The following is a 26014-nucleotide window of genomic DNA, read 5'->3' on the forward strand; positions in this document are numbered from 1 at the left end:
GGGGGTTTAGGCGGCATGAAGATGGTTCCAAAGAAGAGTGTGCTTATCGCGACGTTATCCGTTTTAACGGTATTGACTGCAGCGTGTACCGGCAATAGTTCAGAAGTTTCGGCACCGAAACCGGGTGAAACCGGTAAGGAGTCCGCACCTGTAGCTCTCAATATTTTCGCGAATTTCTCGATTACTCAGCCTCCGGGGCCGGACAATCCGGTTATCAAAGAATTCGAAAAAAAGACGAATACGAAGCTTAATATTACATGGGTTTCAGATCCTGTATTTGATGACAAGTTAAACGTATTGTTGGCTTCAGGCGACCTTCCGGACGCGATTCGACTTCCAGATTCGACCGTTCCCCAGTTTCAAACGATGGTGAAACAAGGTGCATTTTGGGACTTAACCCCTTATCTCAAGGACTACAAGAACTTGCTGGATTCCCCAAAGGCGATTTGGGACAATACGAAAATTGGCGGCAAAAATTATGTCGTGCCCATTGTGCGCCCGCTGGAGGGCGGGACTACCTTTTACATTCGCCGGGATTGGCTGGATAAGCTTGGATTGAAGATGCCTACAACTTTAGATGAGTTATACAACGTAATGAAGGTCTTTAAAGAGAAGGATCCTGATGGCACGAATAACCCGGTTGGCTACACGATGCGCACACACGATCAAATTGAATTTATTTATGCCGGAGCCAGCAGCAAATGGAAACCTGTGAATGGGAACCTTATTGACATTACATTAGAGCCTGAGATGAGAGAAGCGCTGCTTTATAAGAAAAAGCTGTATGACGAAAAGCTCATTCCAGCGGATTTTGCTGTCATGAAAAGCAATGATATTACGGATCTGGCGACAAGCGGAAAATCGGGCATAACGACGGAAACGATCGAGGCCATGTGGCGCTGGCAATTCGATCAATGGAAGCGAAATCCAAAGGTGAATTGGGAACCAATCGTTTCGTTAGAGGCGAATAAAGGACCTTTCCAACAGCAAAATAGCGGCTTCATCGGCGTTTATGCGATTCCCAAAAGTGTTCCGGAAGCGAAAATGCGTAAAATTTTATCGCTGCTCGATTTCGGCGCTTCCGAAGAAGGCCACATTTTATCCAATTATGGCATTGAAGGTACTCATTACAAAAAAGAAGACGGATTTTATGTCACTAATGACCAAGCGGTTAAAGATAGCCTGGGGCCTGGAGCAATGGGCAAGCTGTTTATGAAGCATGATCCTTATATGTATGCCTATGCGCCTGGCATGCCAAAGGAAATATTTGAAAGAAACAAAAAAATTATTGATGCCAAAGCGAAAATCAGCACACCAAGAGTGGATATCGGGTTGTACTCGGAAACGAATATAAAGTATGGTGCCGATTATACCAAGAAGATTAACGACATCAAAACACAGGTTGTCATGGGAAAAGTAAGTATAGAAGAATGGGATAAATTTGTTGCAGGTCTAAAAACAGATGCCAACTATCAGAAGATCATACAGGAAATGAATGCGTCCTATAAAGAGCGTATGGCAGCTAAGTAAACCAACAAAAGGAGAATGAGCGAATGGCGACTATAACAGATTTGAGAAAACAGGATGAATCACGTGTTTTGAACCAAAGTTGGGGGAAGATTCAATGGCTTTGCGGCCAGGATATCGATCCAGCCAGTGAAATGACTTTCGGTATGGTCTATATTCATGCGGGGGATTCCAATCCAAGACACGTACACCCTAATTGTGAAGAAGTCATTTTCATTCTTTCCGGTGAGTGTGACCATACACTTGGCGATGAAACCTTCCATTTGGAGCCCGGCATGATGCTGCGCATCCCACGGAATGTGCCACATAATGCAACAACCACAAGTTGGGAGCCATGCCGTATGATTATCGCTTACTCGGCTCCTGACCGTCAGACGGTAGGGGAATAATTCCTTATAACGGAGTAAATATATGTTTGAACTGAGCTATATGCAAATCGTCATCCTTATTTTTGCCGGTATATTTGTTGGATTCGCCAAAACCGGTATTTCGACCATGGGCATCTTTAACGCGATGTTATTAACCATTATTTTTCCGGCAAAAATGTCTGTGGGCATCTTGCTGCCAATGCTGATTATAGGTGATTTCATTGCGGTTGCATATTACCGCAAAAATGTAATTAAGAAGCATTTGATCAGCCTGATGCCTTGGGCACTTATCGGAGTTATAGGTGGTTATCTCGTACTGCTAAAGGTCGATAACAATCAATTGAAGCTTCTTTTGGGTGCGCTTATATGCGGATTGATCCTTCTTCAAGTCCTTAGGGATTTCATGGGAGCGAAATTTGATTCCAGGTTTCCATCTTCCATGTGGTTTATTGCATCGATGGGGATCCTTGCCGGCTTTGCAACGACAATTGGCAATGTTTCCGGCGCTATCATTGCTATCTACCTATTTGCAAAACAAGTGCCTAAACAAGAATTTATAGGCACGGGCGCATGGTTCTTTTTACTCGTGAACCTCGTGAAAGTACCCTTTTTCATCCATCTGGGAATGATAACGTCCGATTCTCTCCTTATTGGGATTTGGACCATTCCCTTAATCGCAATTGGAGCTTATGCAGGTATCAAGCTGCTGCCTTTAATTCCTCAAGTTTACTTTCAGCGGCTTGTTCTTTTACTTGGCGCCTTTGGAGCAGTGAAGTTGCTGGTTGAAGGCATCATGATCAATTGAATCGATGAGATCTTGCTAGAAGGAGAATAGATATGACGATCAAATTGGCGTTTTCCAGACCTACCTCCACGATGGAGGAGCAAACTTTGCTTTTTGAACAGTACAGAGCCGTTGGTTATGACGGACTTCAATTAAAGGAAGCGCAGTATGCCCCTTTTTTGCTAAAACCGGAAAGTTTCATAGAAGCTTGGGGCGGTTTATCAGGCAGCAGTTCGGCATTAATAACAGGCGGAAATTTGGATGATGCCAATATTGAGCGGCTGCGTAATGTGTTTCGTTTCGCTTCGGCGGTCGGCACGGAACTTATTGTTTACTGCCATGGAATTCCTAGAGCCAGTGTGACCCCGGCTGACATTCGCAGATATGCGGACGTTCTTTCGGATTTGGGACTTGAGGCGCAACAGAAGGGGCTGAAGCTTTCACTACACCATCATTTTAATAATCCCGTTATGCATCGCGATGATTTTGATATCTTTTTCAATCAAATTAAAGAGCGCTCCATTGGACTCACAGTAGATACAGCTCATTTGGTGAAATCCGGTATCCATGATGCGGCAGAAATTATACGCAGCTTTGGGCATGTCATCGATAACTTTCATCTTAAGGACTTTGAACAAGGGGAATGGAAAGTGCTCGGTCGGGGTTCTATTGACTTCGGCCCCATTTTCGAAGCGATTCACGAGATCGGCTATCAAGGATGGATTTCTGCGGATGAGGAAAGCGGTGGCAGCGTGGCCGAAGGTATGAAGGACTGCTACGCATTTATGAAAAACGGATTGAACTGAAAATCAGTTCGTGGAGGTGCTGGTAACGATGGGTAAAAAGGCAGTTCTTATCGGAGCCTTGGATACGAAAGGTCAAGAGTTTCTATATGTAAAAGACAAACTGGAAGCTTGCGGGGTGGAGACGTTCACGGTAGATACCGGTGTACTTGGCAAACCGTTGTTTCAACCCGATGTATCCGCCGATGAGGTTGCAAGAGCTGGCGGTTCGAGCATTGAGGAGCTAAGAAGTGGTAAGGATCGGGGAACTGCGATAGCCGTTATGACCCGAGGCGCTGCTGAGATCGTCATCGGTCTCGAAAAGCAGGGAAGTGTAGGCGCAGCCTTCGGAATGGGGGGGACGGCAGGTACGACAGTGGCGGCAGCTGCTCTGCAGGGATTACCCATCGGGGTTCCGAAGCTGATGGTTTCCACAGTGGCATCGGGCAATACGAAACCCTATATAGGCATCAAAGATGTAACCATGATGCACTCCGTTGTTGATATAGCCGGAATAAATCAGCTATCCCGTCGAATACTGAGCAATGCAGCTCACGCGTTGGCCGGAATGATCAATCATATGGAGACGGAACAGGGGACTGCTGAAGATAAGGTTACGCTTGGCATCACGATGTTCGGCGTAACGACTCCATGCGCGACACGCGTACGAGACATCCTGGAGGAGCGTGGTTACGATCTGCTTGTCTTCCATGCCACCGGAACAGGCGGATTGGCGATGGAGGAGTTAATCAAAGCGGGGTATATCCAGGGCGTTGCGGATATAACGACCACGGAATTGGCGGATCATTTGGTTGGCGGTATCTTCGATGCCGGACCAAACCGTCTGGAAGCAGCCGGAATAGCGGGTATTCCGCAGGTTGTTTCGGTTGGGGCGCTCGATATGGTCAATTTCGGTCCACCGGAGACCGTACCGGCGCAATTCAAGGAGCGAATCTTTTACCAGCATAACCCGACAACAACCTTGATGAGAACTACCGTTGATGAGAACAGAGAATTGGGCCGGTTATTGGCGACAAAACTGAATGCGGGCACGGCTCCGACGATTGTCGTGTTTCCTAAAGACGGCGTTTCTCTGCTGGATATGAATGCCAAGCCTTTTGAAGGCAAGGAGGAGCGTCAGGCGTTGTATGAAGGAATAAAACAGCATCTCAGATCGAACATTCCGATGATTGATATGGAGCAAGATATTAATGATCCGGCAGTTGCAGAAGTAATTGCGGAAAATTTACTTCAATTATTAGAACGAAATAAGAGAGGGTAAGCAAACAATGGCGATGCAAAGACAGGAAATAGTAAGCAGGTTGCGGTCGCAAATTGAACAGGGCCGTTTCATTGTAGGAGCAGGAGCGGGAACGGGTTTATCGGCGAAATGTGCGGAAGAGGGCGGCGTCGATCTGATCATTATTTATAATTCCGGGCGTTATCGGATGGCAGGCCGGGGATCATTAGCAGGATTAATGCCATACGGGGATGCTAATCAAATTGTTAGGGAGATGGGCGGCGAGGTTCTGCCTATTGTTAAGAATACTCCCGTATTAGCCGGTGTTTGTGGGACAGATCCCTTCCGTTTGATGGATGTATATCTAAAGCAGTTGAAAGAGATGGGTTTCTCGGGTGTACAAAACTTTCCTACCGTAGGTTTGATCGACGGCACTTTCAGGCAAAACCTGGAGGAAACGGGGATGGGCTATGAGCTGGAGGTCGAGATGATTCGTAAAGCTCATGCCTTGGATTTATTGACTACACCTTATGTATTCAATGAGGACGATGCGATTCAAATGGCGAAGGCCGGTGCGGACGTGCTTGTCGCTCACGTTGGACTAACGACGAAGGGCAGCATCGGAGCCAAGACGGCGCTTTCACTTGATGAATCGGCGGATCTCATTCAACGTATTTATGAGGCCGGTAAGTCTATTAATCCGGATATTTTGGTTATTTGTCACGGTGGTCCGATATCTGAACCGGCGGATGTTGAGTATGTACTAGGCAAAACCAATGGGATAGCGGGTTTCTTCGGGGCTTCCAGCGTGGAGCGCTTGCCTACCGAGATTGCCATTACCGAGCAGGTAAAAAGATTTAAGAGCTTGAGCAAGTCATAAACTGCAGACTAAACAAATGTTTTATTTCCAATTATGTAATATTTTAACACGAGTATGAAAAGCCCGAGGAAAAAATCCTCGGGCTTTTCTCTATCCAGTTAAAACGTGCCCCGGCTACTCATTCTCCTTATACGCAATCGTTAGCCCCTCAACATGACGTTTACTCATCTGCTTTCGCTTCTTTCGGGTGTCTTTCGATTCGAACACGATATCCATATCGTAGTCTCCCTCCGGATATAGCTTGCTGCGATCGATATAAAGCGACATTCTCTTGCGGTGGATGCGCACCTTCTCCTTTTGGATTTGCACCGTAATGTTTCCGCGATGGTCCGGTTCGCTGCACACAATGCCGGTGCGGCGAAGCGAGTGCACCCAGACGCAGTCGCCAATAGCGAAAATCGGCACCGGCGCTCGCTCTTTTTTTTCTTTCAACGGGACGTTTACAGGAGGTGTTTCTTCTGTAAACGCCGCAGCTATTGCTGGCGCTTCGGGCAAGCGCTGCGTCGCCTCGTAAGTGATCATCTTCGATCTTTCGATCAGCGCAGACGGCATACCGAGTTTTTGCGCGATATAGAAGGCATAAGAGGAACCGGCTTGACCAATCGTCAGCTTGTAAAGAGGCTCAAGCGTTTCCGAATCAAATTCCATACGCGCATTCTCGAAGCCGGGCGCAGCGTCGGCAAATTTCTTGATCTCGTTAAAATGTGTCGTCGCCATGACCGTAGCCCCGCGGCGGTACAGTTCCTCCAGCACAGCGATCGATAGGCCAATCCCTTCGCCAGGATCGGTTCCTGAGGCAAGCTCGTCGAGAAGGACCAACGACGAGGGTCCAGCCTCTTTGAGGATGCCGATCACGTTCTTGACATGCGAAGAGAAGGTGCTGAGCGAATTCTCGAGACTTTGTCCGTCACCGATATCGACCATAACGGATCTGTATACAGCGAATTCGCTTCCTTCTCCTACCGGAACGAGCAGACCCGACTGCACCATAAGTGTTAGCAGTCCGACGGTTTTCAGTGAAACGGTTTTGCCTCCCGTATTCGGTCCTGTAATAACAAGCGCGCGATACTCGCCGCCGATGCGGATATCAAGCGGCACCGAGTGCCTGCCGAGCAGCGGATGACGGCCGCCATGTAGGGAGATCCGGCCGCGATCGTTCAGTTTGACCGTTCGTCCGTCGATTGTTTTCGCATATTTAGCCTTTGCGAACATAAAGTCGTAATGGCCAATCGTTTCCAAGTTGATTGAAATTTCATACTTACTATGCTCAATCAGATCCGTTAGATCGCTGAGCACTCTTGTTACCTCCGCAGCTTCCTCGGCTTGCAAGTGTAAATGCTCGCCATGCAGATCGGCGATATCAGCCGGCTCAATAAAGACAGTCTGCCCGCTTGCCGACTCATCTAGCGCCGCGCCGCCAACTTGTTTGCGGTGTTCCTTCTTCACGGACAACACGTACCGGCCTCCTCTTGTCGAGATGACGCTATCCTGCAAATAGCTGCGGTATTTGGACAAAGCGGTGTCCAGTTTCTTGCGCATGCGGTCGTCGATGATGTTCATTTTTTTGCGGATACGCGATAAGGCGGAGCTCGCCTCGTTATCGACTTGACCGTTGCGGATACAGCGCCGAATCTCGGCCAGCGGCTCATGCAATTCGTATAAGGATAGCGCATAGGAAGCGATGCGCGGACTGACGGATTCCTTCTTTTTCATAAAGTTCTTAAGCTGCTGTGAACTTTCCATGAATCTGGCGAAGTGCATTAAGTCCTGTGGTGTAAAAATAAATCCTTTCCCGAAAGTGCCTATAAGCGGCTCAATGCCTTCCAGGGACGGGATCGGCACACTGGCTCCGTGGGCGATAACACTTAGCGCTTCTTCGGTCTCTTGAAGCAAGGTTGCGACGAGGGCCATTTCAATGACTGGTTCCATGTTCTGAATGTGGGCGCGCCCCAAATAACTCATGGCAAAGTCGGCCAAACGCTGTTTAATGCGGTCGTATTCCAAACGTTGATAAGTGGACTTGTTCAAATGAATGCCTCCTTTTGGGTACAAAAAAAAGCGGACTGGAAACAACAATCGTTTCCAGTCCGCTTAGGGAGAAACTGATGTTCTTAACAGCATCACATGCAACCTGTCCGTAGCGCACGACCAAACAAACCTGTCCTATTGAACGGTTTACTCGTGTACGCGAAACAAACGGGTTGCATTATGAAATTACTGGTTAAGAACGACCTCAGACATTAAAATCTCTCCTTTATAAATCTATACAGCTAATATACCCTTATCTTATGCGAGTCCAGTCTGAAAATCGTGGGATAAAATAGCTTAAATCAAACTTTCCATAAGAAGTTTGAATGGTATAAAAAGGGAACTATTGGAGGAATATGTACAAGCGTGACGAATTAATTGTTCAATACAACCAAAATAGGCGATGGGTGTGAAGATGAACGGATGAATAAGCAAATGAGTAAAAGCAGGGGAACTATATTTTGGAAAAACCTGGGTATTGTACTGTTGATTACTTGCATTCCTATTGCTTTTATAGGCGTCATTATTTACTATATCGGAACAGATCGGATCGAAACCGAAGTGAATAAGGCGCATCAGAATCAGCTCCATTCCTCGATCCAGCAATTGAATGACTATATGGCCAATCTGGAACATTCCGTTGTGCGGCTTGCTTTCGACCGGAGTTTGGACGAGACTCTGAAGGAGTTGGATTTCGTTCAGGATTTTCAAAAAACAAACGAACTTATGAAATCGTTTTCACTTATTACGGAGTCGAATTCCCTTATTAACAGTGTAAGCCTGTACTTGCGTGATTCAGACAAGATCATCGGTGATGAGGCCGGGTTTGAATCTGTGCGAACCGATGAGGATCGCGAGCTGTTGAATTCTTTGCTGGATCAAGAGCGAACGATCTATTGGGATTATTCCTTGAAAAAGATAAATATGCCTGACACGATAAACAAAGCGATCATAATTAAGCTCCCCGGTGGACAAATGTATGGTTCCTTCGGGATGTTCATTATTTACCTGGACCAAAATAAATTAAACACAATGGTTCAGAAACTCGTCTCAGGCGAAGGAGTCGCTTTTCTTTTTAATGAAAATGGGGATTACTTAACGACCCCGCCAAGACAAGAAGACAGTCAAGAGCTGCTGACGCTGGAAGATGCATTAAAAAGTCAAATATCTGTAGAAAATGCCAATGAGAATATGTTCAAATTCGATTGGAACCACAAAAAATATAACGTCTCGTATGGGAGTATTTCTAAGTTAGGCAGTAAATGGACGGTTGTCACTGCTACTCCTGTATCGCAAATCGTAGCGCCTGTAACTGCCTTATCTACTCTTATTGTCTGGATTAGTATGTTTGGCTTAATCATCGGGTTGCTGCTTTCATGGTTTGCCTCCAACAAAATATACGATCCCATTTATCGGGTAAAGCGTCTTTTTGAAAATTCCAGAACAAACCGATCGAACGAAAAAAACGAAATTACGTATATCGAGCATCAATGGAGGCTGCAGCTTCAAGCAGAGCAAGAGCTTTCTATCCAAATTAAGCAGTCCATTCCTGCGCTTAGAGAAAGTTTTTTACTGCAATTTTCACAAGGTAATTTGTACTCACACACGGAATCTGAGCTTATTCAGAAGTTAAAGCAGCTGGATTGGGATGTTGAATCGAAAAGATTTGCCATTATGGTCGCCCAGTTTCACGGTATTTCTGAATTAGGCGGTAAATTTTCAGAGCGGGATGCCCAATTGGTTACCTTCGCGGCTTCTAATATCATTAAAGAGCTGTGCACGGAGATATCGGAAATGGTGCATATCATTAACTTTCAGGATTTATCCATTGGTGTATTTTTCGTTCTGGATCCTGACAAGTCCAATGAAGCGATTAAAGCAAATTTCAACAAACTTGCCCATGACTACATCGTGGCGGTTAATAATGTTCTGCATATGAAAGTTACGATTGTGACTAGTAAAATATCCGACTCGATAAAGGACATCCCCAAGATTCTGGAGCAGACAAGAAAAGCTCTCCGTTTTCGTGACCACCATACGTCCAATCAAATGTTGGATTTGAATCAGTTCATGCTGACGAATACAAGCCAGAATCAGTTCCCTTTTGAGCTGGAAAGAGAGATTGTGCATACCGTCAGTATGGGGCTTGAAGAGGAGGCCATGCGGCTCATCAAGCAATTCATGCTTGAACTGCAAACCAATCATAGCACTGAATTCATGGTTCACCAAGGGATGATGAAACTGCTCGGAACGATCCATAATGCGATGATCAAGCACGAAGTGGATCTATTCTCCCTCTATGGAGGGGTTCATCTTTATGAGCAGCTTATGCAGTTGTCCGAGCCGGATCAAATCCTGGAGTGGTTTCAATACAAGCTGATAAGACCTTTTGTTAAAGCGTTAACGATAACCTACGATAGCAATTTGAGGGAAATGATCGATAATCTGCTTTTGCAAATGCAGAAGGACATCTTACTCGACGTTTCGCTTGAGATGTACGCGGATCAGCTGCAGATGAGCCCCTCTAAGTTAAGCAAGGTGTTCAGGCAAATCAACGGAATCAATTTTATCGATACGATGGTTCGGATGAGAATTGAGAAATGCAAGGAGCTGTTAGTGACAACGGATATGAAAATCAACGATATCGCGGAGCAATTGCACTATCAACCGTCCTATCTGATCCGAATGTTTAAAAAGAGTGAGTGCATCACTCCCCGGCAGTATCGGGAAAAGCACACGCAATCGATGTAGTAAAATATCCATCTCAAAGCGGCCCTTCTTCATGTTTGAGGGGCTTTTTTTGTTCATTTCAAAAAAAGACGATAGCCGGAAATTTTTCGAGACATAGTAAAAATTTATTATTATTGCGGTAAATAGGCTGGTGATTTACATTTAGGCCATCAGCTGATCACAAGCATTGTAAGGGAGGATTGGTACATGGGCATCCAAGTGACGAAGGAGAATCACCAGCAACTTATACAACGGAAGGCAAGAACTTCACTATGGTCCGAATTCAAACGTGACAAGTATTTATATCTGCTGGTCCTTCCAGGCATCCTGTATTTTCTTGTTTTCAAATATTACCCGATGTGGGGGCTGGTTATCGCCTTCCAGGACTATTCCCCCTATATGGGCGTTTTTAAAAGCACTTGGGTAGGCTTTGAAAATTTTGTTCGCTTTTTTACAAATCCCAGCTTCTTTCTATTATTTCGAAATACCATGATGATTAGCTTGTTGAGTCTGGTCTTTTTCTTTCCACTTCCTATCTTATTGTCGCTTTGCATGAATGAGGTAACCAACAAATATTTTAAACGCATAATTCAATCCATTGTCTATTTACCGCATTTTCTTTCGTGGGTTATTATCGCAGGGATTACCTTTTTATTGCTTTCGCAATCGAATGGGATTGTGAATATGCTGCTCGAACATGTGGGTTTTCCCAAAATGGATTTTTTGACGAATGAAAATTATTTCTGGGGGCTGCTTACCGGCCAAAACATTTGGAAAGACACAGGCTGGGGAACGATTATTTTCCTCGCAGCCATGACAGGCATTGACACGCAGCTGTATGAAGCAGCGAAGATTGATGGCGCCAGCCGGATCCGACAAATGTGGCACATCACCTTACCGGGTATCCGTAACGTCATCATTATTCTTTTAATTCTGCGTTTGGGGCAAATCATGGATGTTGGTTTTGAACAGGTGTTTCTGATGAGCAATGGCGCAGTTGCGAACGTTGCCGACGTCTTCGAAACGTATGTCTATCGAAATGGGATTCAACAAGGACAATTCAGCTATACAACGGCAGCGGGTTTGTTTAAATCCGTGATTGGACTTGTGCTTGTTATCGGGGCTAACTGGCTGGCCAAACGCTTCGGTGAAGAAGGTGTGTATTAAACGAAAATTCCGAGGAGGGAAGGCAATGAGAGAAAGCTTTGGAGACCGAATATTTGGGATGGCGATTGTTCTGCTGCTTGTTGTCATTGGCATTATTACGTTATTTCCCTTGTATTACGTATTCGTTGTTTCCTTTACGGAACCTAGTGAATACATAGAGAAATACGGCTTTGTCCTGTTCCCGAGCAAATGGAGTGTGGGCGCTTATGAATATTTGCTTTCCACTTCCGCTTTCATTCGTGCAACTGGGGTCAGTGCTTTTCTGGCAACAGTGGGAACCCTGTTAAGCCTCATGATAACAGCAGCCTTCTCATTCGGATTATCCCGTAAAAGACTGCGCGGAAGAAAAGTCATGATGATCATGGTGATGGTTACGATCCTTTTTAATCCGGGCATTATCCCTGTTTATTTATTAGTCCGCGATTTGGGGCTCATAAACAGTGTGTGGGCGTTGATTGTCCCTGTTTTGACTAGCGGCTGGTACGTGATCTTGATGAAAAGCTTCTTTGACAGCATTCCTGTCGAGTTGGAAGAAGCTGCAATGATTGATGGCTGTAATGACCTAAGCATCTTTTTCCGAATTATTTTACCGCTTTCTGTCGCATCGCTGGCCGCATTCGGATTGTTTTATGCCGTGGCCTACTGGAATACGTTCTTTAGTGCCGTGTTGTATATTAATGATTTTACAAAGGTGCCTTTACAAATTGTCCTGCGCAACATGCTCATTGATTCTGATACTTCGGTCGGCGGAGCACTCGCGGTAGAGATGGCTTCGGATAAGCAGCTGCCTACTCAAACGATCAAGATGGCCGCAGTTGTCGTGTCTACGCTTCCTATTTTGATGGTCTACCCGTTTTTGCAAAAGCATTTTACCAAAGGTGTTATGTTGGGCTCTGTGAAAGGATAATCGTAACGGATTATTCCGGCAGGCTTGTTAAACCAATAAATATAACTAAAGGAGACTAGCGTGTATGAACAACTTTTCTGACTTGGATAAGAATTGGAAGATTGAGAAAATCGAGCAAGTGATAATGAAGGGTGAACGCAGAAGGTTGGCTGGCTGCAATGCAAGGCTTGGTATACACGGAAAGGAAGTAAGTTTTCCGCTAGTGCGAATTACAATTGGGGGTATCATGGGTTACAGCTGGTCACGCGTTTCTCGGGAAGCTGCTGAAGCCATGATCGGAGCCACAGTCAGCGAAATATTTTGTGAAGAACAATGGATCAAAGACCGGTTCCAAAGCATTCAATTCCCACTGTTTGATTGGCTGGCAAAGGTAAGAGAAGTGCCTGTGTATAAACTATTGAGCCAAAAAGAGTGGACATCCCCACTAACGGTTCCTTGCTATGATACATCCTTGTACTTTGATGATTTGCACCTGAGTTCAGAGCGGGACGCGGTCGCATTGCTTCAGGAAGAAGCCATGCAAGGCTATAACGAAGGTTTCCGCGGTTTCAAAATTAAAGTAGGCCGTGGCGCGATGCATATGGATTTAATGGAAGGCACCAAAAGAGATATTGCTGTTGTGAACGGGATCAGGGATGTGGTCGGTCCACAATGTAACATTTCCATTGACGCGAACAATGGGTACAATTTGAATCTGACCAAACATGTGCTGAAAGAAACGGCACAGTCCAACCTATTGTGGATAGAGGAAGCTTTTCACGAAGATGACAGGCTCTACCGCAATCTGAAGGAGTGGCTGCGCGAGGAGAAATTAAACGTGCTGATCACAGACGGCGAAGGGTTAGCGGCTGATCCTATTGTGGAATGGGCGGAGCAAGGCCTGATCGACGCAATTCAATACGATTTGAAGGACTATGGCATTGTGAACTGGTTGAAATTAGCGAAAAGATTGGCTAAAAGCGGAGTAAAAGCAGCACCGCACAACTACGGTGGTTTCTATGGTAACTTTGCTTCCGCTCAGGTATATCCAGCCATTGAAGGGTTTATGTTTGTTGAATGGGATGAGGCGCAGATTCCAGGTATCGACACTTCCGGTTATAGCATCAAGGATGGTAAAATCACCGTTCCTTCGACTCCTGGCTTTGGCTTGCACATTGACGATGCTTATTATACAAGCAAAGTTAGTGAAAGTGGCTGGACGGTATAATTCAGGCAAGGTGAACCGGTCTATCAACTACATTTATGGGAGATGAGTAAAACATGAAAAAACTTCTCGTTTTATCTACGTTAGTTGTATCCTTTTCCCTTACAGTCGCCTGTTCCTCTGCACCTTCTTCGGCTCCGGCGAAAGATGGAGGGACGACTACAACGAAGGAAGAGACGAAAGCGCCAGCGAAGCCTACCGAAATTAAAGTCATGACCGACTTTACGATTACCCAGCCGCCGGGTGCTGATAATCCGGTTCTGAAAGAATTTGAGAAAAGAACGAATACAAAGCTGACGGTTCAGTGGATTCCAGGGAGTGATTACGCGGACCGGGTCAATGTGGCACTGGCTGCAGGCGATATTGCCGATTTGATCAAAATCCCGGATATCACGACTGCTTTATTCCGGCAAATGGTCAAACAGGGAGCATTCTGGGATTTGACGCCGTATATCAAAGATTATCCAAACCTGGTGTCCATTAATCCGAAAACGTGGAGCAATACCAAAATTGATGGCAAAAGTTATGCCATTCCAGCAGGACGGCCGTTGGATGGAGGCGGATTCTTCGACATTCGTAAAGATTGGCTGGATAAGCTTGGGCTGAAGATGCCGACCAATATGGATGAGCTTTATACGGTAATGAAAGCGTTTAAGGATAATGCGCCAGATGGCAAAAAGGATACAATCGGTTTTACGATGCGGGGATCAGCAACCATTGACGAAGTATTCCTGGGGACAGTTGGCATGTGGAAAGCTGTAGACGGTAAGCTGGTTAACATGTATCTTGAACCGGAAATGAGAGAATCGCTGGTCTACCAGCGCAAGCTGTATCAAGAAGGATTAATTCCGCAGGACTTCCCGGTTTTGAAAGAAAATCAATATTGGGAGCTCGCTACAAGCGGTAGAGCCGGAATTACGAATGAGACGCCAGAGGCGTTGTTCAGATACACAATGGACCAATGGAAAAAAGATCCGAAGGTCGAATGGACGCCGATGGTTTCTTTAGCTCCCAAAGCGGGAGGCAAGCCTTATGTGCCCCAAGGTACAGGGATGAATGGTGTACTGGCGATACCGAAATCGGTCTCGGAAGAAAAAATGAAGGCCATTTTAAACTTCGTGAATTACGGTTCCGGTGGCGAAGGGCTGGATTTAACCTTGTATGGGATTAAAGATGTTCATTATACGCTTACAGATGGTTTAAAAGTATCGAATGATAAAGCGGTGGCAGACAGCGTAGGAACAGCAACATGGGGGAAAATGTTCAGTACGCCAGTTGTTGATTTGTGGCAATATGCGGCTGGCATGCCCAAAGAGGTTTATCAGAGAAACATGAAAATCACGGAAGAAAGAGCGAAGGTTTCCGTTGGCAATCCGGCAATTGGTCTTGTATCGGATACGGATATTAAGTTGGGTGCCGACTACAAGAAAAAAATCGCCGACATGAAAACGCAAGTCATCATCGGGAAAATTGCATTGGAAGATTGGGATAAATATATTGACACGTTGAAAAAAGATCCGAACTACCAAAAAATCACAGAAGAATTTAATGTCGAGTACAAAAAGCGTCTAGCTCAGAATTAATATTATTTGCAGGAGGTAAGGGGTATCCTTGCCTCTTTGTTTTTTAACCGACGTTGGGAATACACCTTAATAAGGAGTGTAAAAAACATGGAATATGTAGCGTTCGGAAAAACAAATGTCATGGTAAGTCGGATTGGCTTTGGCGGAGCTCCAGCGGGACTAAGGAATTATTTGCGGGAGTACAATCCTGATTTGCCGGAAAACAATAACCACATTATCGCAGCGATTGATGCCGCACTTGAAGCAGGCATTAATTATTTCGATACGGCACCAGGATACGGAAACGGAAAAAGCGAAGAGCTGCTTGGATACGCCTTGAAAGGCAGCCGCAACGCTGTTTTTTTGGCAAGCAAGGCTAAAATATGCCCTCCCGATGATCTGAGGCGATCCCTTGAACAGAGTTTGCAGCGCCTGCAGACCGACCGATTGGACTTTTTTCAGCTTCACGGTACCAGTTACAAGGATCAAGATGTGCAACAGGTTTTGCACGGCGGGATATTGGAGCAACTGCTGCAATTCAAAGCGGAGGGATTGGTTCGTTTTATTGGCTTTACGAGTGAGGATTCGAACAGAGCTGTTTATGATTTCATCCAATGCGGGCAATTTGATATCATGCAGATTTGTTACAATATCTTGATGCAGCATCCCTATGATCCGAATAGACCCTTTGGCAGTATACTTGAAGCGGAAAAAGCAGGCTTGGGTATTGCAGTTATGCGGGCGTTTACTTCGGGTGTTTTTCAACGTTGGATGGCGATGGTGCATCCGGAAAACCATTTTGATTATACCGAGGCATTAATCCAGTTTGTGCTTTCTAATCCTCATGTCGATGTCGCCCTGATCGGTATGCGAAATGCGGAGGAAGTCCGGAAAAATGTGGCTATTTGCGATCATCTTTCGGGCAGGGTGGATATTAGGCAAATGTTTACGTATTATTGATGGATTGGGTAAAAGAGGGCCGGGACTCCGTTGGGGTTCCGGTTTTTATGATTCATGTTGAACCCCGCGCCCCTGACATGTAAGATAGGTTCATACAGCAAGAGGAAGGGAGCAGCTATGTGGTCGTACACAGTCGGTTTATTCCGTGATTTATCCCCTGGCGTCAAACGATTTATTGCCACTGAAAGCTTATTTGGCATCGGCGCTGGTATTTTTAACTTGATTTTAAACTTACATCTGCTGGACCTCGGCTTCTCCAAAGAGGACGTCGGGCGCATCACCTCGCTGGGAGCGCTGACCGTGGGGCTAACCAGTCTCCCGGCAGGGATCGTCGTCAAATACATAGGCCGTAAAACGATGCTTGTTATCGGCATGCTGCTGGCTTTTTTAGCGTTAATCATCTTTGGATTCGGCACGAGTGTCAGCATGATAACCACCGCACAGCTCACTTGGTCCCTTAGTATTAGCGCCATTGTGAATTCGGAAATCCAACTGATTTTTCAATATTGCCGCACGAAAAAAGAAGAGACCAGCGCTTACTCGCTGCTGTTTGCAATCTTTACCTTATGCACCGGCATCGGCACATGGTTGGGAGGCTATCTCCCGTTGTGGCTGCCAGGGCACAGCACGCTGTACCAATACGCCTTTTTCGTGGCTGGCGGCTGTTTGGGACTATCAGGTATTCTAAGGGGCTTGCTGCTTCCGTCTGCCAACGACCGATCCGTTGCAACCGAGAAGTCAGAGACTTCCGCAGCTCCGTCTTCAGTCAAGCACAAGAAAGCGCATGCCTATTCGCTCATGTTCCTGCTTGCGCTGCTTATCTTTAATTCTGGCTTCACTTTTGGTCTGTTGAGCCCGTTCCTCAACGTCATATTGAAGTTTAGATTTGGGATGGAGGACGGCAGCATCTCCGGGCTGCTAGCTCTCTCCGGTGTGTTCTTTTTTGTCGGCTCGCTTCTCGTTCCGTACCTATTGGAGCGTATGGGCAGCCGCAATGCCTTTGTATTCCTGTTTCTGTACAACATCGTAGTGGTAGGGCTGATGGCGCTAACTATGCCTAGTTCTGTCTTTGCCGTGCTGCTGATGATTCGAGGCACAGGCTTTACGATGCTGAACAACATGATGGACAGCGAATGCATGTCCGCCGTTGCCGAAGAAGACCGCAATGTGTTTGCAGGGATGAGGACGGTTTCACGGAGTATCGGCAATACGATTGCGTCGTATTGGGCGGGGTACATTTTGGCTGGCAATCATTACGCCTTGCCATTTTTGTTAACAGCCGTAGCGCTGCTCACAGGGTTTGCGGTGTATGCTTGGTTCGTGCAGGGCAAGCTGGCTCAGAGACTGCAAGGGCAGACGTGAGGTTAGTAACTAAAGATGATCCCTAATTGTATAGGGGTCATCTTTTTTGTTGTTCGTTGGCGAAGTAACAGGAGGGACGAGCATAAGAAGGTTTATGCTGCATTTTATACAACATAACGGCGTGTTCTGACCGTGAATCCGGTCTTTCGTTGCACAATATACAACCATTTGCTGCGAAAAGGTGAGAAATAAGCGGTTTAGCGCATGAATGGTTGTACTATGTACATTATAGAGACGATCCGACCCCCAATTAAAGTCAAATGGCTGCACAAAATACAACATAGGATGCTGCTGCAGCCATAACTCGGTGAGCGAATGGTGGCAAACGATGCATCAGGTTGAATTCATATCGTACATTTGAACACCCATCGTAAGATCGTCTACTTCATTTCATCTGCATGCGCTTACAATCTTAAATTTGTTCCCCAATGATCATCCTTTTATCGGTTTAGACCGGGGCGTTAACCCTGTAAAGTAATAACCAAGGGAGCCAAGTGAAAAGGCTTTCGCAAATCATCCATCAATCAGAGAGAGGGTTGTACGTACGATGAAAAAGAAATTAACCAGTTTGCTGATGGCAAGTGTAGCACTTACCTTAGTCATCTCCGGTTGCTCGAGCACAAAAGAAAGCGCTGCCACCAACGCGGCATCGACAGCAGCAGCTACAGAGAAAGCAGCGGCGAGCAAACCGGCAAGCCCGGTCGAAATCACATTTTGGAATATGTTCGGCGGTGGAGAGGGCGATTTCGTCGACCAAATCATCAAAGGTTACAACGAATCCCAGAAAGAAGTCACCGTGAAGCAGCTCCGTCTTGAGTCCAACGAATATTATGCAAAGCTTAGCACAGCGTTATCCTCCTCCAAAGGACCGGACGTCGCCGTCGCGCACGTGGACCGCATTTCACCGTTTGTGAAAGCGAAGCAAATTGTCCCGGTGGATCAGTTGGCCAGCAAGGTCGGTTTTGATTTAAAACAAATTTCCGACTCGAATATCAAAAGCGTCTCTTACGATGGCAAGCCCTACGCAGTTCCGCTAGACACGCATTTCCATATGTTCTATTACAATAAAGATTTGCTGAAAAAAGCGGAACTGCTGAACGATGACGGCACGCCTAAGCTCGGCGATCTATCACCGGAGGGCTTCAAGAAGACACTCGCACAAATCCATGCGAAAGTGCCGGACGTGCAAGCACTTGCTGTGAATACGCCGTATTTCCAAGAGCCTTTCTTGAACCTGTACTATGAAGCGGGCGGCGACTTGCTGAATGCGGAAGCGAACAAAGCGGCCATTAATAATGACAAAGCGCTTAATGTTTTGAAATTCTACATGGACCTTTACAACAACAAATATACGGATCTCAATGATAAAACCCCATGGGATTCGTTCCACAACGGTAAAGCGGCATTTTGGTTCGGCGGCGTGTGGGAAGCGGGTCTACTGCTCGGAGAAAAATCGCCAAACATCGGCGCTATGCCGCTCCCGGCCATTTTCGGAAGCCAAACGCATTGGGGAAGCTCTCATTTGCTAGTCATTCCTAGCTACGTAGCACCAGAGAAACAAGAAGCGGCAGCCAAATTCATGAAGTACTTCTCGGAAGTTGGCGGCAAAACTTGGGGGCAAGCAGGCCACGTGCCGGCGAACAGCGCTGTAACAACAAGCGACGAATACAAAAAGCTGCCTTACCGCAATTACTTCATCGAAGCTCAAAAAACGGTGAAATTCGCACCGAAAACCGATAAATACACGACGATCATCACGACAGTTTCGGAATCGCTTCAAAACATTATTTTCGGCAAGCAATCCCCTGAAGACGGGCTGAAAACGTTGGATAAGCAGATTAACGACATTTTATCCAACTAGCCTGGAGTATGCCAACCGGTGAGGCTGCAACAAGAAAGGCGGCTTCACCCGGTTTTTTAGTTTGGAGTATAGAGTAAAGATTGAAGGAGTATACCCTATGGAGACTAAAGTGAGAGAGAACGAGGGGACGGTTGTCCTTCGAAAAACCTACGTTTGGCCTTTTCTTAATGACTGGAAAGCGATTTTGTACCTGATACCGTTCCTCCTTCCCTTTACGATTTTCTACCTCTGGCCGGTATGTCGGGGGGCGTGGATGAGCCTGCACGTATGGAACATTCAAGGCATGCAAAAGTATGTTGGTTTGGCGAATTATAAGAAAATTTTCACCGATTCTGACTTTTATTTGTATATGTGGCACTCGGTTTACTTCGTTTTGATTTGTACGCCGGCCGTTATTGTACTAGGGCTCGTATTGGCGCTGCTGATCAATCAAAAAATCCTATTCCGAACAACGATTCGTTCGATTTTTTTCTTGCCGTATGTGCTTTCGGTTTCTGTTATCAGTTTTATTTGGCTGCGTATGTTCGACTCCAAGTACGGACCGATCCATGCTTTTTTAAAGCTTATTGGCATCCCTGGAGAAATTCACTGGTTAACGGATAAAAATTTTGCTTGGTGGGCAATTACGATAACGACCAATTGGTGGACGGTTGGGTTCGTCATGGTTTTGTTTCTAGCTGGGTTACAAGAAATTCCCACGGATCATTACGAAGCTGCGAAAATAGATGGCGCAGGCGCCTGGAAGCAATTTTGGCATATTACGCTCCCAGGTTTGTCTAGAGTCATGAAAATACAGGTGTTTTATCAGGTTATTGCGTGTCTGAAACTGTTCGGGCAAGTTCAAATCATGACAGGCGGCGGTCCGGGCGATTCGACGAATACGATGATCAGATACATTTATGTGACAGGGTTTAAAAAGGATATGTTCGGTCTTGCTTCCGCTCAGTCTATTGTCTTTTGTCTCATGATGCTGCTCATCGCCTTGATTCAATTTAAACTGACAAATCGTCAAGACTAACGGAGGTCCCAATGCCATTAAAACGAATTACGCTGAATGTCGTCGCCGTCGTTCTTGCCCTGTTGTTTATTTTTCCCCTCATATGGATGCTTCTGGTGTCATTAAAGCCCAATGGCATCAATGTCTATACCTTAAGCGATTGGATAAAATGGTCTGATTTGACCTTCGCTAACTATGCCAAAGTGATGAAGGATTCCCAGATCCTGAGATGGACCTGGAATTCCGCAGTGATTGGTGTAATAACCACCGTGGTCTCCTTATTATTCAGCTCGCTGGCTGCTTTCTCTTTTTCCAAATTGCCTTTTAAATCCAAAGGCTTGTTCTATCTGCTTATCGTTTCAGGATTGCTCATCCCGACGGAAGCCATCCTGATTCCGCTATATGAGACTACGCTGCACCTGAAACTAATCGATAATATCTGGGCGATTATTCTCCCTGGCTTGACGAATCCTCTTGGAATTCTGCTGCTGAAGCAGTTTATGGACGGTGTCCCTAAGGATTATATGGAAGCAGCGGAGATTGACGGCTGCAGGAGTATCAACTTGTGGCTGCGCATCTGTTTACCGCTTACGAAATCGGCGATGGTGTCCGTCGGCATATTTTATTTCATCCTGTCCTGGAACAACTTCTTATGGCCTTACCTATCCATTACTTCGCAAGAGAACATGATCCTTTCGGCAGGACTTCCAACGTTTTTGTCGAATAATATAATGTCCCTGAATATGATCATGGCGGCAAGCTCAATTGCAGCAATCCCAACCATCGTGGTGTTTATTCTGTTACAAAGACACATTGTTCAAGGCGTGGCGATGTCAGGGGTTAAAGGATAGATAGAAGGGATTTCCATCATGGCGAAACGACCTGAAAAGAAAAACAAAAGGATACTCATATGGACAAGCAGCATACGTTATAAATGGATGCTGCTTTTATTTCTGTTCTCATTGACGCCTCTGGTTGCAATGGGATTTATTTCTTATTCCATCTCGAAATCAACCATCAACAATAAAGTCACCGAATATTCCGAGCAGCTGCTCAAGCAAACGGCCGATAATATCGACACACGGCTTGGCATCTATAAAGACATGATGATGCAAGTCGTAAACAATAATGAAATCGTTTCCATGCTGCGCACGCTCGATCGGGTTGACAATGGACAGTATGATTTGGACAGCTTATCCTTAACGACGAAGCTATCGACCATTATAGCGATTAATCAAGATTTTCAATCGATCTCCTTTCTAACGAAAACGCACTATATAAAGGGTATTTACCGCTGGAGCGACCGTTCCGCCGGCATCGTAACTCCGTTTCTCAAGACCCTTGAGGATGGCAGCAACTTCCGATGGTTCCCGACCCGTTTCGGAACGTATGTGGACAGTTTGAATTCACAGAGCGTCCACGTGTTCTCATTGGCTAAGCAGATTTATAAAACCTCTGACGACAGCCCTGTTGGCATCATCGCCGTGCTTGATATTCGCGAAGATGTACTCAAGGAAATCGTCAGCAAAGTGACGAAGAGCTCCTCCGATCTTCAAAGTTTCATTATTGATGGCGGCGGTCAAATTATATCCTATCCAGACAATCAATTTTTAGGGAAAAATGTTCGGGAAGTACTGGGGGAACAGGGCTCAAAGCAATTGCTGCAGTCTTCTGACGAAACCAATGGTTTTCCACTTAAGCATGCAGGGCAGAAATGGATCGTGAATTACAAAAAGCTGCATACCAACGACTGGATGGTCGTAAATGTCATTTCGGAGTCTGCCTTGTACAAAGACTCTAACCGCATGCTGCAAATCATCATCGTGATTGCGCTGATTTGTATCGGCTTTTCGATTGTGACGGCGATGTTTCTGGCCAATTCGATTTCGAAACCGATTTTGAAAATGATCCGTTTGATGCGTCAGGTGATGTCTGGTGATCTGACCGTTCGCTTCAAGGCCAAGCGGCGTAATGACGAGTTTGATATATGGGGTGAAAATTTCAATTACATGGTGACCCGGCTTGACGAGCTGCTTAAAGCGGTCTATGAGGAGCAAAGCCATAAGCGCGCAGCGGAGTTGAAAGCGCTGCAGGCGCAGATTAATCCTCACTTTTTGTACAATACACTAGACATAATTAAATGGACGGCTCTCCTGCAGAAGGCGAACAATGCTGCCGAGATGGTCAGCTTGCTTTCGCGGCTCCTGCGGATTTCACTGGGCAAGGGAGAAGAAACAGTCACGGTCGAAGAAGAAATCGAGCATGTCCAATGCTATCTGGGGATTCAGAAATTCAGGTTCAATTTCGACATTCAAACGTATTTTCAAATTGATGAAGAGGTCCGTAATCTGAAGACACCTAAGCTTATTCTGCAGCCGATTGTGGAAAATGCGATACTCCATGCGTTCACCGACCGCGAGTCCGGAGGAGAAATACACATCCGCTGCTCACTGCATCCGGACGGGGGCATTCGTTTTCTAGTGGCAGATAACGGAAGAGGGATGGACCCGGGTCTCGTGAAGAGTTTGCAGACACCGTTTCAAGAGGTATCCGTTGATAAAATGGGTGGTATTGGTTTAGCCAATGTGGATGAGCGAATCAAGCTGATTTGCGGAAAGCCGTACGGCTTAGATATTCAGAGTACGCTGGATGAAGGAACGAGCATCGGGATTTGGCTTCCCGTGATCGAGTAGGAGGAATAACATGTTTCGAGTCATCATTGTAGAAGATGAATATATCGTTAGGTTTGGCATTCGTTCGATGATCGATTGGGAGAAACTTGGCTTAATCGTTATGGGAGAGGCTTCCAATGGCCATGAAGCGTTGGAACTCATGAGTAAGGAAATGCCGGATATCCTGATTACCGATATTAAAATGCCGCTCATGGACGGAATTGCCCTCATTTCAGAGGTGCGTAAAATAAACCCTCACATGAAAATTCTCATCCTCAGCAATATCGAGGACTTCGGGTATGCCAAGGAAGCGATTCGCAACGGCGTTTCGGAGTACTTAATTAAATCGGATATGATGCCACGAGATTTTGAGCAAGCTTTGCTGAAGGTCAAGGAAGCCATGGAAATCACTTCACCAGCCGGAGCGATCCATGAGGAACCGGCCGTGGAGCCGTTGTGGAAGGAGAAGCTTCTACAGGATCTTGTTGAGGGGGCTCAGCGAGATATAAGCAGTCTCCAGAGCAACTTTGGAAATTCAGGACGAGCTCCCTTTTATTTGCTTCACATGGGGAAGGATGCGACGAATGTGAACGTCGCGGAAGAACAGGCCGCTCTGCGAAAGGTATTAGATAGCGTGCTGCAAGCCCGGGAGCTTGCCTATGAGGTGTTCCCCGATCGGCAAGGGGAAATCAATGTGCTGCTGTTAAGCGGCATGCCCCATCGGCAAGGCCAAAAGGCTGCCCGTGAGGCAGCGGAGGCATGTCTGACTCAGCTTGACGCCAGTTATGGCCTGAGCTTCACCGTCGGAATTAGCGGAGAATTTCAAGAATTAACCGAGCTGCATACCGCATACGAGCAAGCAAGAGCGGCCGTTAAGTTTAAAATGTTCGTCGGCAGCGGTAAAGTGATCGCCTATGGCACCGATGATGTGCCGGGAATGAACCCAGCAGGTGAGCCGATAAAAATAAGCACAAACCATATTCATTCGATGGTGTACGCTTTTCAAACCAAGGAATTGCAGACCTACCTGGAAGAACTGTTCGAGCAGTTGGACGCCCGCAAAGATTATGACATTGTGCAAATTATTTCGCTGGAGCTTTTGATTATGCTGACGACGTTATGGTCCGATGTATCCAGCGATCAGATGAGTATCATGCAGTTGAAAAAGCAATATTTTGACGAGTTATCCAAACTGGAAACACTAGGTGAGAGCAAAAACTGGTTTATGGGAGCTTATCAAGAGCTGCTTCAGCATATGATTCAGATTTATAACAGTGACCGAAACAGCATCATTAAAGCTACACAGTATATCCAGCAGTATTATCAGCAGGAAATTTCGCTTCAATCGATCTCGAATCTTGTCCATTTGAGCAAAAATTATTTTGCCAACTTGTTTAAAAAGGAGATGGGCGAAAGCTTTCTGGAATATTTGACACGCATCCGCATTGAAAAGGCGAAATCTCTACTCACAGGGGAGCTGAAGACGGCTGATATCGGTCATCTGGTAGGTATTGCCGATCCGAAATATTTTTCCAAAGTGTTTAAAAAGAATGTCGGTGTTTCTCCATCGGAGTATAGAACTCGCGCTAAGAGATAGAGGTGAGATGCCATATCAGGGGGAATGTTATGCTAAATCATAGAAACAAGGGGCGGTTCTTGCGTGCTTTGTGCATAGGGGGGATCGCCCTGACCTACCTGACTTTCACAGGATGCTCGAATGCGTTGGAAACCAATGCGCCGCAATTGGCTAAGGAGAAATCGATGGCACAAGGGGACATACCTCCAGTCGAAATTTCCTTTTGGAATCCATTTGGGGGCGGCGAAGGCGATTATGTCGAGCAGATTATTCGGAGCTTTAACACTTCGCAGAAATCGGTTTTTGTAAAGCAGCTTAGGTTGGAGTCCAATGAATATTATGTAAAACTGAGCACGGCGCTCTCTTCAGGAAAAGGGCCGGACGTCGCCGTGGCGCACGTTGATCGCATTTCTCCTTTTATCAAAGCCAAGCAAATACTAGCGTTGGATGCTTTGGCTAACGAAAGCGGTTTCCATTTTGATGAAATTGAGAGTTCTAATGTACAAAGCGTAAGCTTTAACGGAAAGCCATATGCAATTCCGCTGGATACGCATTTTCATGTTCTTTACTACAATAAAGAGATTCTGAAACAAGCAGATCTGCTGAATGAGGATGAGACCCTTAAGCTCGGCAAAACATCGCCGGAAGGCTTTATTCAGATGTTGACGCAAATTCAGGCGAAAGTGCCTGGGGTTCAGCCCATTGCGGTGAATACACCTTACTTTCAGGAACCTTTTCTGAACTTATATTATGAGGCTGGCGGTGATCTGCTGACGCCGGATCTTTCCAAAGCCGCGATACATAATGATAAAGCTTTGCAAGTGTTGAAGTTTTATCAACTGCTGTATGCGAAGCGTCTGGCTGACTTGAATGACAAAACGCCATGGGACTCCTTTCACAACGGGAAAGCGGCGTTATGGTTCGGAGGTGTTTGGGAAGCAGGACATCACTTGAGCGAAAAATCGCTGTGGGTCGGCGTTGCGCCGCTTCCGCCCATATTCGGCAGCCCGGTCCATTGGGGCAGCTCTCATACACTGGTCGTACCGAGTTACGTGACCAAAGAGAAACAGAAGGCGGCGATGGCCTTCATGACCTATTTTTCAGAAGTAGGCAGCACCCTCTGGGGGCAAGCAGGGCATGTTCCCGCCAATCGGGCTGTCGTGCAAAGTCAGGCCTATCAGCAGATGCCTTATCGGGATATCTTTATTGAAGCTCAGCGCCAAGTTAAATTTGCGCCGAAAACGGATAAATACGCGACGATCTTCACAACGTTGTCGGAGGATTTGCAAAGCATTATTTTGGGCGGATTGGACCCGGAGGAAGGTTTGATTTCGTTAGAGAAGAAGATAAACGATATTCTTGCGAACTAATAAAGAGGCCGGGACCCGCAGGGGTTCCGGTCTCTGC

At 46.1% G+C, this 26014-nt stretch carries 20 protein-coding genes; 19 read left to right on the top strand and 1 reads right to left on the bottom strand.

The genetic code is table 11. The features are described from left to right. Nucleotides 1-15: 15 nt before the first annotated feature. From AC3WTJ_RS03220 to AC3WTJ_RS03245, 6 genes are read left to right on the top strand one after another with little or no spacing between them, the layout of a single operon-like run. The gene (locus tag AC3WTJ_RS03220; protein WP_492520536.1) at nucleotides 16-1530 is read left to right on the top strand and encodes an extracellular solute-binding protein; all 1515 of its coding nucleotides are present in this window, start codon (nucleotides 16-18) and stop codon (nucleotides 1528-1530) included. Between the two features lie 23 nt (nucleotides 1531-1553). Beyond that, on the top strand, nucleotides 1554-1916 hold the full coding sequence (locus AC3WTJ_RS03225; protein WP_127454844.1) for a cupin domain-containing protein: 363 nt from the start codon (nucleotides 1554-1556) through the stop codon (nucleotides 1914-1916). A gap of 22 nt (nucleotides 1917-1938) precedes the next feature. Beyond that, nucleotides 1939-2700, top strand: coding sequence for a sulfite exporter TauE/SafE family protein (locus tag AC3WTJ_RS03230; protein ID WP_492520537.1), 762 nt, complete (start codon nucleotides 1939-1941; stop codon nucleotides 2698-2700). A 32-nt stretch (nucleotides 2701-2732) separates the two neighbouring features. Further along, on the top strand, nucleotides 2733-3485 hold the full coding sequence (locus tag AC3WTJ_RS03235) for a sugar phosphate isomerase/epimerase family protein (RefSeq protein ID WP_492520538.1): 753 nt from the start codon (nucleotides 2733-2735) through the stop codon (nucleotides 3483-3485). A 28-nt stretch (nucleotides 3486-3513) separates the two neighbouring features. After that, nucleotides 3514-4743, top strand: a complete 1230-nt coding sequence (locus tag AC3WTJ_RS03240) for a Tm-1-like ATP-binding domain-containing protein (protein WP_492520539.1) — start codon at nucleotides 3514-3516, stop codon at nucleotides 4741-4743. Nucleotides 4744-4750: 7 nt separating this feature from the next. Further along, nucleotides 4751-5581: a phosphoenolpyruvate hydrolase family protein gene (locus AC3WTJ_RS03245; protein ID WP_492520540.1), complete on the top strand. Its 831-nt coding sequence runs from the start codon at nucleotides 4751-4753 to the stop codon at nucleotides 5579-5581. A 114-nt stretch (nucleotides 5582-5695) separates the two neighbouring features. Here the strand turns inward: AC3WTJ_RS03245 and AC3WTJ_RS03250 are convergent, their stop codons facing one another. Continuing rightward, nucleotides 5696-7609: an endonuclease MutS2 gene (locus tag AC3WTJ_RS03250; protein ID WP_492520541.1), complete on the bottom strand. Its 1914-nt coding sequence runs from the start codon at nucleotides 7607-7609 to the stop codon at nucleotides 5696-5698. A gap of 435 nt (nucleotides 7610-8044) precedes the next feature. Between AC3WTJ_RS03250 and AC3WTJ_RS03255 the strand changes: the two genes are divergently transcribed. From AC3WTJ_RS03255 to AC3WTJ_RS03315, 13 genes are all read left to right on the top strand, one after another. Next, entirely contained in the window at nucleotides 8045-10360 is a 2316-nt protein-coding gene (locus tag AC3WTJ_RS03255) for an AraC family transcriptional regulator (RefSeq protein ID WP_492520542.1), read from the top strand. Between the two features lie 186 nt (nucleotides 10361-10546). Continuing rightward, nucleotides 10547-11506 (top strand): ABC transporter permease, encoded by a 960-nt coding sequence (locus AC3WTJ_RS03260; RefSeq protein ID WP_492520543.1) that lies wholly within the window; start codon nucleotides 10547-10549, stop codon nucleotides 11504-11506. Nucleotides 11507-11531: 25 nt separating this feature from the next. Next, nucleotides 11532-12413: a carbohydrate ABC transporter permease gene (locus AC3WTJ_RS03265; protein ID WP_127454831.1), complete on the top strand. Its 882-nt coding sequence runs from the start codon at nucleotides 11532-11534 to the stop codon at nucleotides 12411-12413. A gap of 64 nt (nucleotides 12414-12477) precedes the next feature. Next, nucleotides 12478-13620 carry an enolase C-terminal domain-like protein gene (locus AC3WTJ_RS03270; RefSeq protein WP_492520544.1) on the top strand — a complete coding sequence of 381 codons (1143 nt, stop codon included), beginning with the start codon at nucleotides 12478-12480 and terminating at the stop codon, nucleotides 13618-13620. A gap of 53 nt (nucleotides 13621-13673) precedes the next feature. After that, on the top strand, nucleotides 13674-15200 hold the full coding sequence (locus AC3WTJ_RS03275) for an extracellular solute-binding protein (RefSeq protein WP_492520545.1): 1527 nt from the start codon (nucleotides 13674-13676) through the stop codon (nucleotides 15198-15200). Nucleotides 15201-15287: 87 nt separating this feature from the next. After that, nucleotides 15288-16139 carry an aldo/keto reductase gene (locus AC3WTJ_RS03280; RefSeq protein ID WP_492520546.1) on the top strand — a complete coding sequence of 284 codons (852 nt, stop codon included), beginning with the start codon at nucleotides 15288-15290 and terminating at the stop codon, nucleotides 16137-16139. Nucleotides 16140-16256: 117 nt separating this feature from the next. Further along, nucleotides 16257-17501 carry an MFS transporter gene (locus AC3WTJ_RS03285; RefSeq protein WP_492520547.1) on the top strand — a complete coding sequence of 415 codons (1245 nt, stop codon included), beginning with the start codon at nucleotides 16257-16259 and terminating at the stop codon, nucleotides 17499-17501. 547 nt (nucleotides 17502-18048) lie between these two features. After that, complete coding sequence (locus AC3WTJ_RS03290; protein ID WP_492520548.1) at nucleotides 18049-19362, top strand: ABC transporter substrate-binding protein; 1314 nt, start codon at nucleotides 18049-18051, stop codon at nucleotides 19360-19362. A gap of 97 nt (nucleotides 19363-19459) precedes the next feature. Further along, the gene (locus AC3WTJ_RS03295; RefSeq protein WP_492520549.1) at nucleotides 19460-20380 is read left to right on the top strand and encodes a carbohydrate ABC transporter permease; all 921 of its coding nucleotides are present in this window, start codon (nucleotides 19460-19462) and stop codon (nucleotides 20378-20380) included. 11 nt (nucleotides 20381-20391) lie between these two features. Further along, nucleotides 20392-21210 (top strand): carbohydrate ABC transporter permease, encoded by an 819-nt coding sequence (locus AC3WTJ_RS03300; protein ID WP_492520550.1) that lies wholly within the window; start codon nucleotides 20392-20394, stop codon nucleotides 21208-21210. Nucleotides 21211-21228: 18 nt separating this feature from the next. Then, nucleotides 21229-23052, top strand: coding sequence for a sensor histidine kinase (locus AC3WTJ_RS03305; protein WP_492520551.1), 1824 nt, complete (start codon nucleotides 21229-21231; stop codon nucleotides 23050-23052). 10 nt (nucleotides 23053-23062) lie between these two features. Continuing rightward, nucleotides 23063-24628: a response regulator gene (locus AC3WTJ_RS03310; RefSeq protein ID WP_492520552.1), complete on the top strand. Its 1566-nt coding sequence runs from the start codon at nucleotides 23063-23065 to the stop codon at nucleotides 24626-24628. A 29-nt stretch (nucleotides 24629-24657) separates the two neighbouring features. Beyond that, nucleotides 24658-25977 (top strand): ABC transporter substrate-binding protein, encoded by a 1320-nt coding sequence (locus tag AC3WTJ_RS03315; protein ID WP_492520553.1) that lies wholly within the window; start codon nucleotides 24658-24660, stop codon nucleotides 25975-25977. Nucleotides 25978-26014 lie beyond the last annotated feature (37 nt).

It is taken from the genome of Paenibacillus sp. FW101-FHT12H11, from assembly GCF_058790355.1.

Excerpts from the sequence above, each read along its gene's own strand:
- AC3WTJ_RS03220 (WP_492520536.1), top strand. The coding sequence starts at position 16 with ATGAAGATGGTTCCAAAGAAGAGTGTGCTTATCGCGACGTTATCCGTT.
- AC3WTJ_RS03225 (WP_127454844.1), top strand. The coding sequence starts at position 1,554 with ATGGCGACTATAACAGATTTGAGAAAACAGGATGAATCACGTGTTTTG.
- AC3WTJ_RS03230 (WP_492520537.1), top strand. The coding sequence starts at position 1,939 with ATGTTTGAACTGAGCTATATGCAAATCGTCATCCTTATTTTTGCCGGT.
- AC3WTJ_RS03235 (WP_492520538.1), top strand. The coding sequence starts at position 2,733 with ATGACGATCAAATTGGCGTTTTCCAGACCTACCTCCACGATGGAGGAG.
- AC3WTJ_RS03240 (WP_492520539.1), top strand. The coding sequence starts at position 3,514 with ATGGGTAAAAAGGCAGTTCTTATCGGAGCCTTGGATACGAAAGGTCAA.
- AC3WTJ_RS03245 (WP_492520540.1), top strand. The coding sequence starts at position 4,751 with ATGGCGATGCAAAGACAGGAAATAGTAAGCAGGTTGCGGTCGCAAATT.
- AC3WTJ_RS03255 (WP_492520542.1), top strand. The coding sequence starts at position 8,045 with ATGAGTAAAAGCAGGGGAACTATATTTTGGAAAAACCTGGGTATTGTA.
- AC3WTJ_RS03260 (WP_492520543.1), top strand. The coding sequence starts at position 10,547 with ATGGGCATCCAAGTGACGAAGGAGAATCACCAGCAACTTATACAACGG.
- AC3WTJ_RS03265 (WP_127454831.1), top strand. The coding sequence starts at position 11,532 with ATGAGAGAAAGCTTTGGAGACCGAATATTTGGGATGGCGATTGTTCTG.
- AC3WTJ_RS03270 (WP_492520544.1), top strand. The coding sequence starts at position 12,478 with ATGAACAACTTTTCTGACTTGGATAAGAATTGGAAGATTGAGAAAATC.
- AC3WTJ_RS03275 (WP_492520545.1), top strand. The coding sequence starts at position 13,674 with ATGAAAAAACTTCTCGTTTTATCTACGTTAGTTGTATCCTTTTCCCTT.
- AC3WTJ_RS03280 (WP_492520546.1), top strand. The coding sequence starts at position 15,288 with ATGGAATATGTAGCGTTCGGAAAAACAAATGTCATGGTAAGTCGGATT.
- AC3WTJ_RS03285 (WP_492520547.1), top strand. The coding sequence starts at position 16,257 with ATGTGGTCGTACACAGTCGGTTTATTCCGTGATTTATCCCCTGGCGTC.
- AC3WTJ_RS03290 (WP_492520548.1), top strand. The coding sequence starts at position 18,049 with ATGAAAAAGAAATTAACCAGTTTGCTGATGGCAAGTGTAGCACTTACC.
- AC3WTJ_RS03295 (WP_492520549.1), top strand. The coding sequence starts at position 19,460 with ATGGAGACTAAAGTGAGAGAGAACGAGGGGACGGTTGTCCTTCGAAAA.
- AC3WTJ_RS03300 (WP_492520550.1), top strand. The coding sequence starts at position 20,392 with ATGCCATTAAAACGAATTACGCTGAATGTCGTCGCCGTCGTTCTTGCC.
- AC3WTJ_RS03305 (WP_492520551.1), top strand. The coding sequence starts at position 21,229 with ATGGCGAAACGACCTGAAAAGAAAAACAAAAGGATACTCATATGGACA.
- AC3WTJ_RS03310 (WP_492520552.1), top strand. The coding sequence starts at position 23,063 with ATGTTTCGAGTCATCATTGTAGAAGATGAATATATCGTTAGGTTTGGC.
- AC3WTJ_RS03315 (WP_492520553.1), top strand. The coding sequence starts at position 24,658 with ATGCTAAATCATAGAAACAAGGGGCGGTTCTTGCGTGCTTTGTGCATA.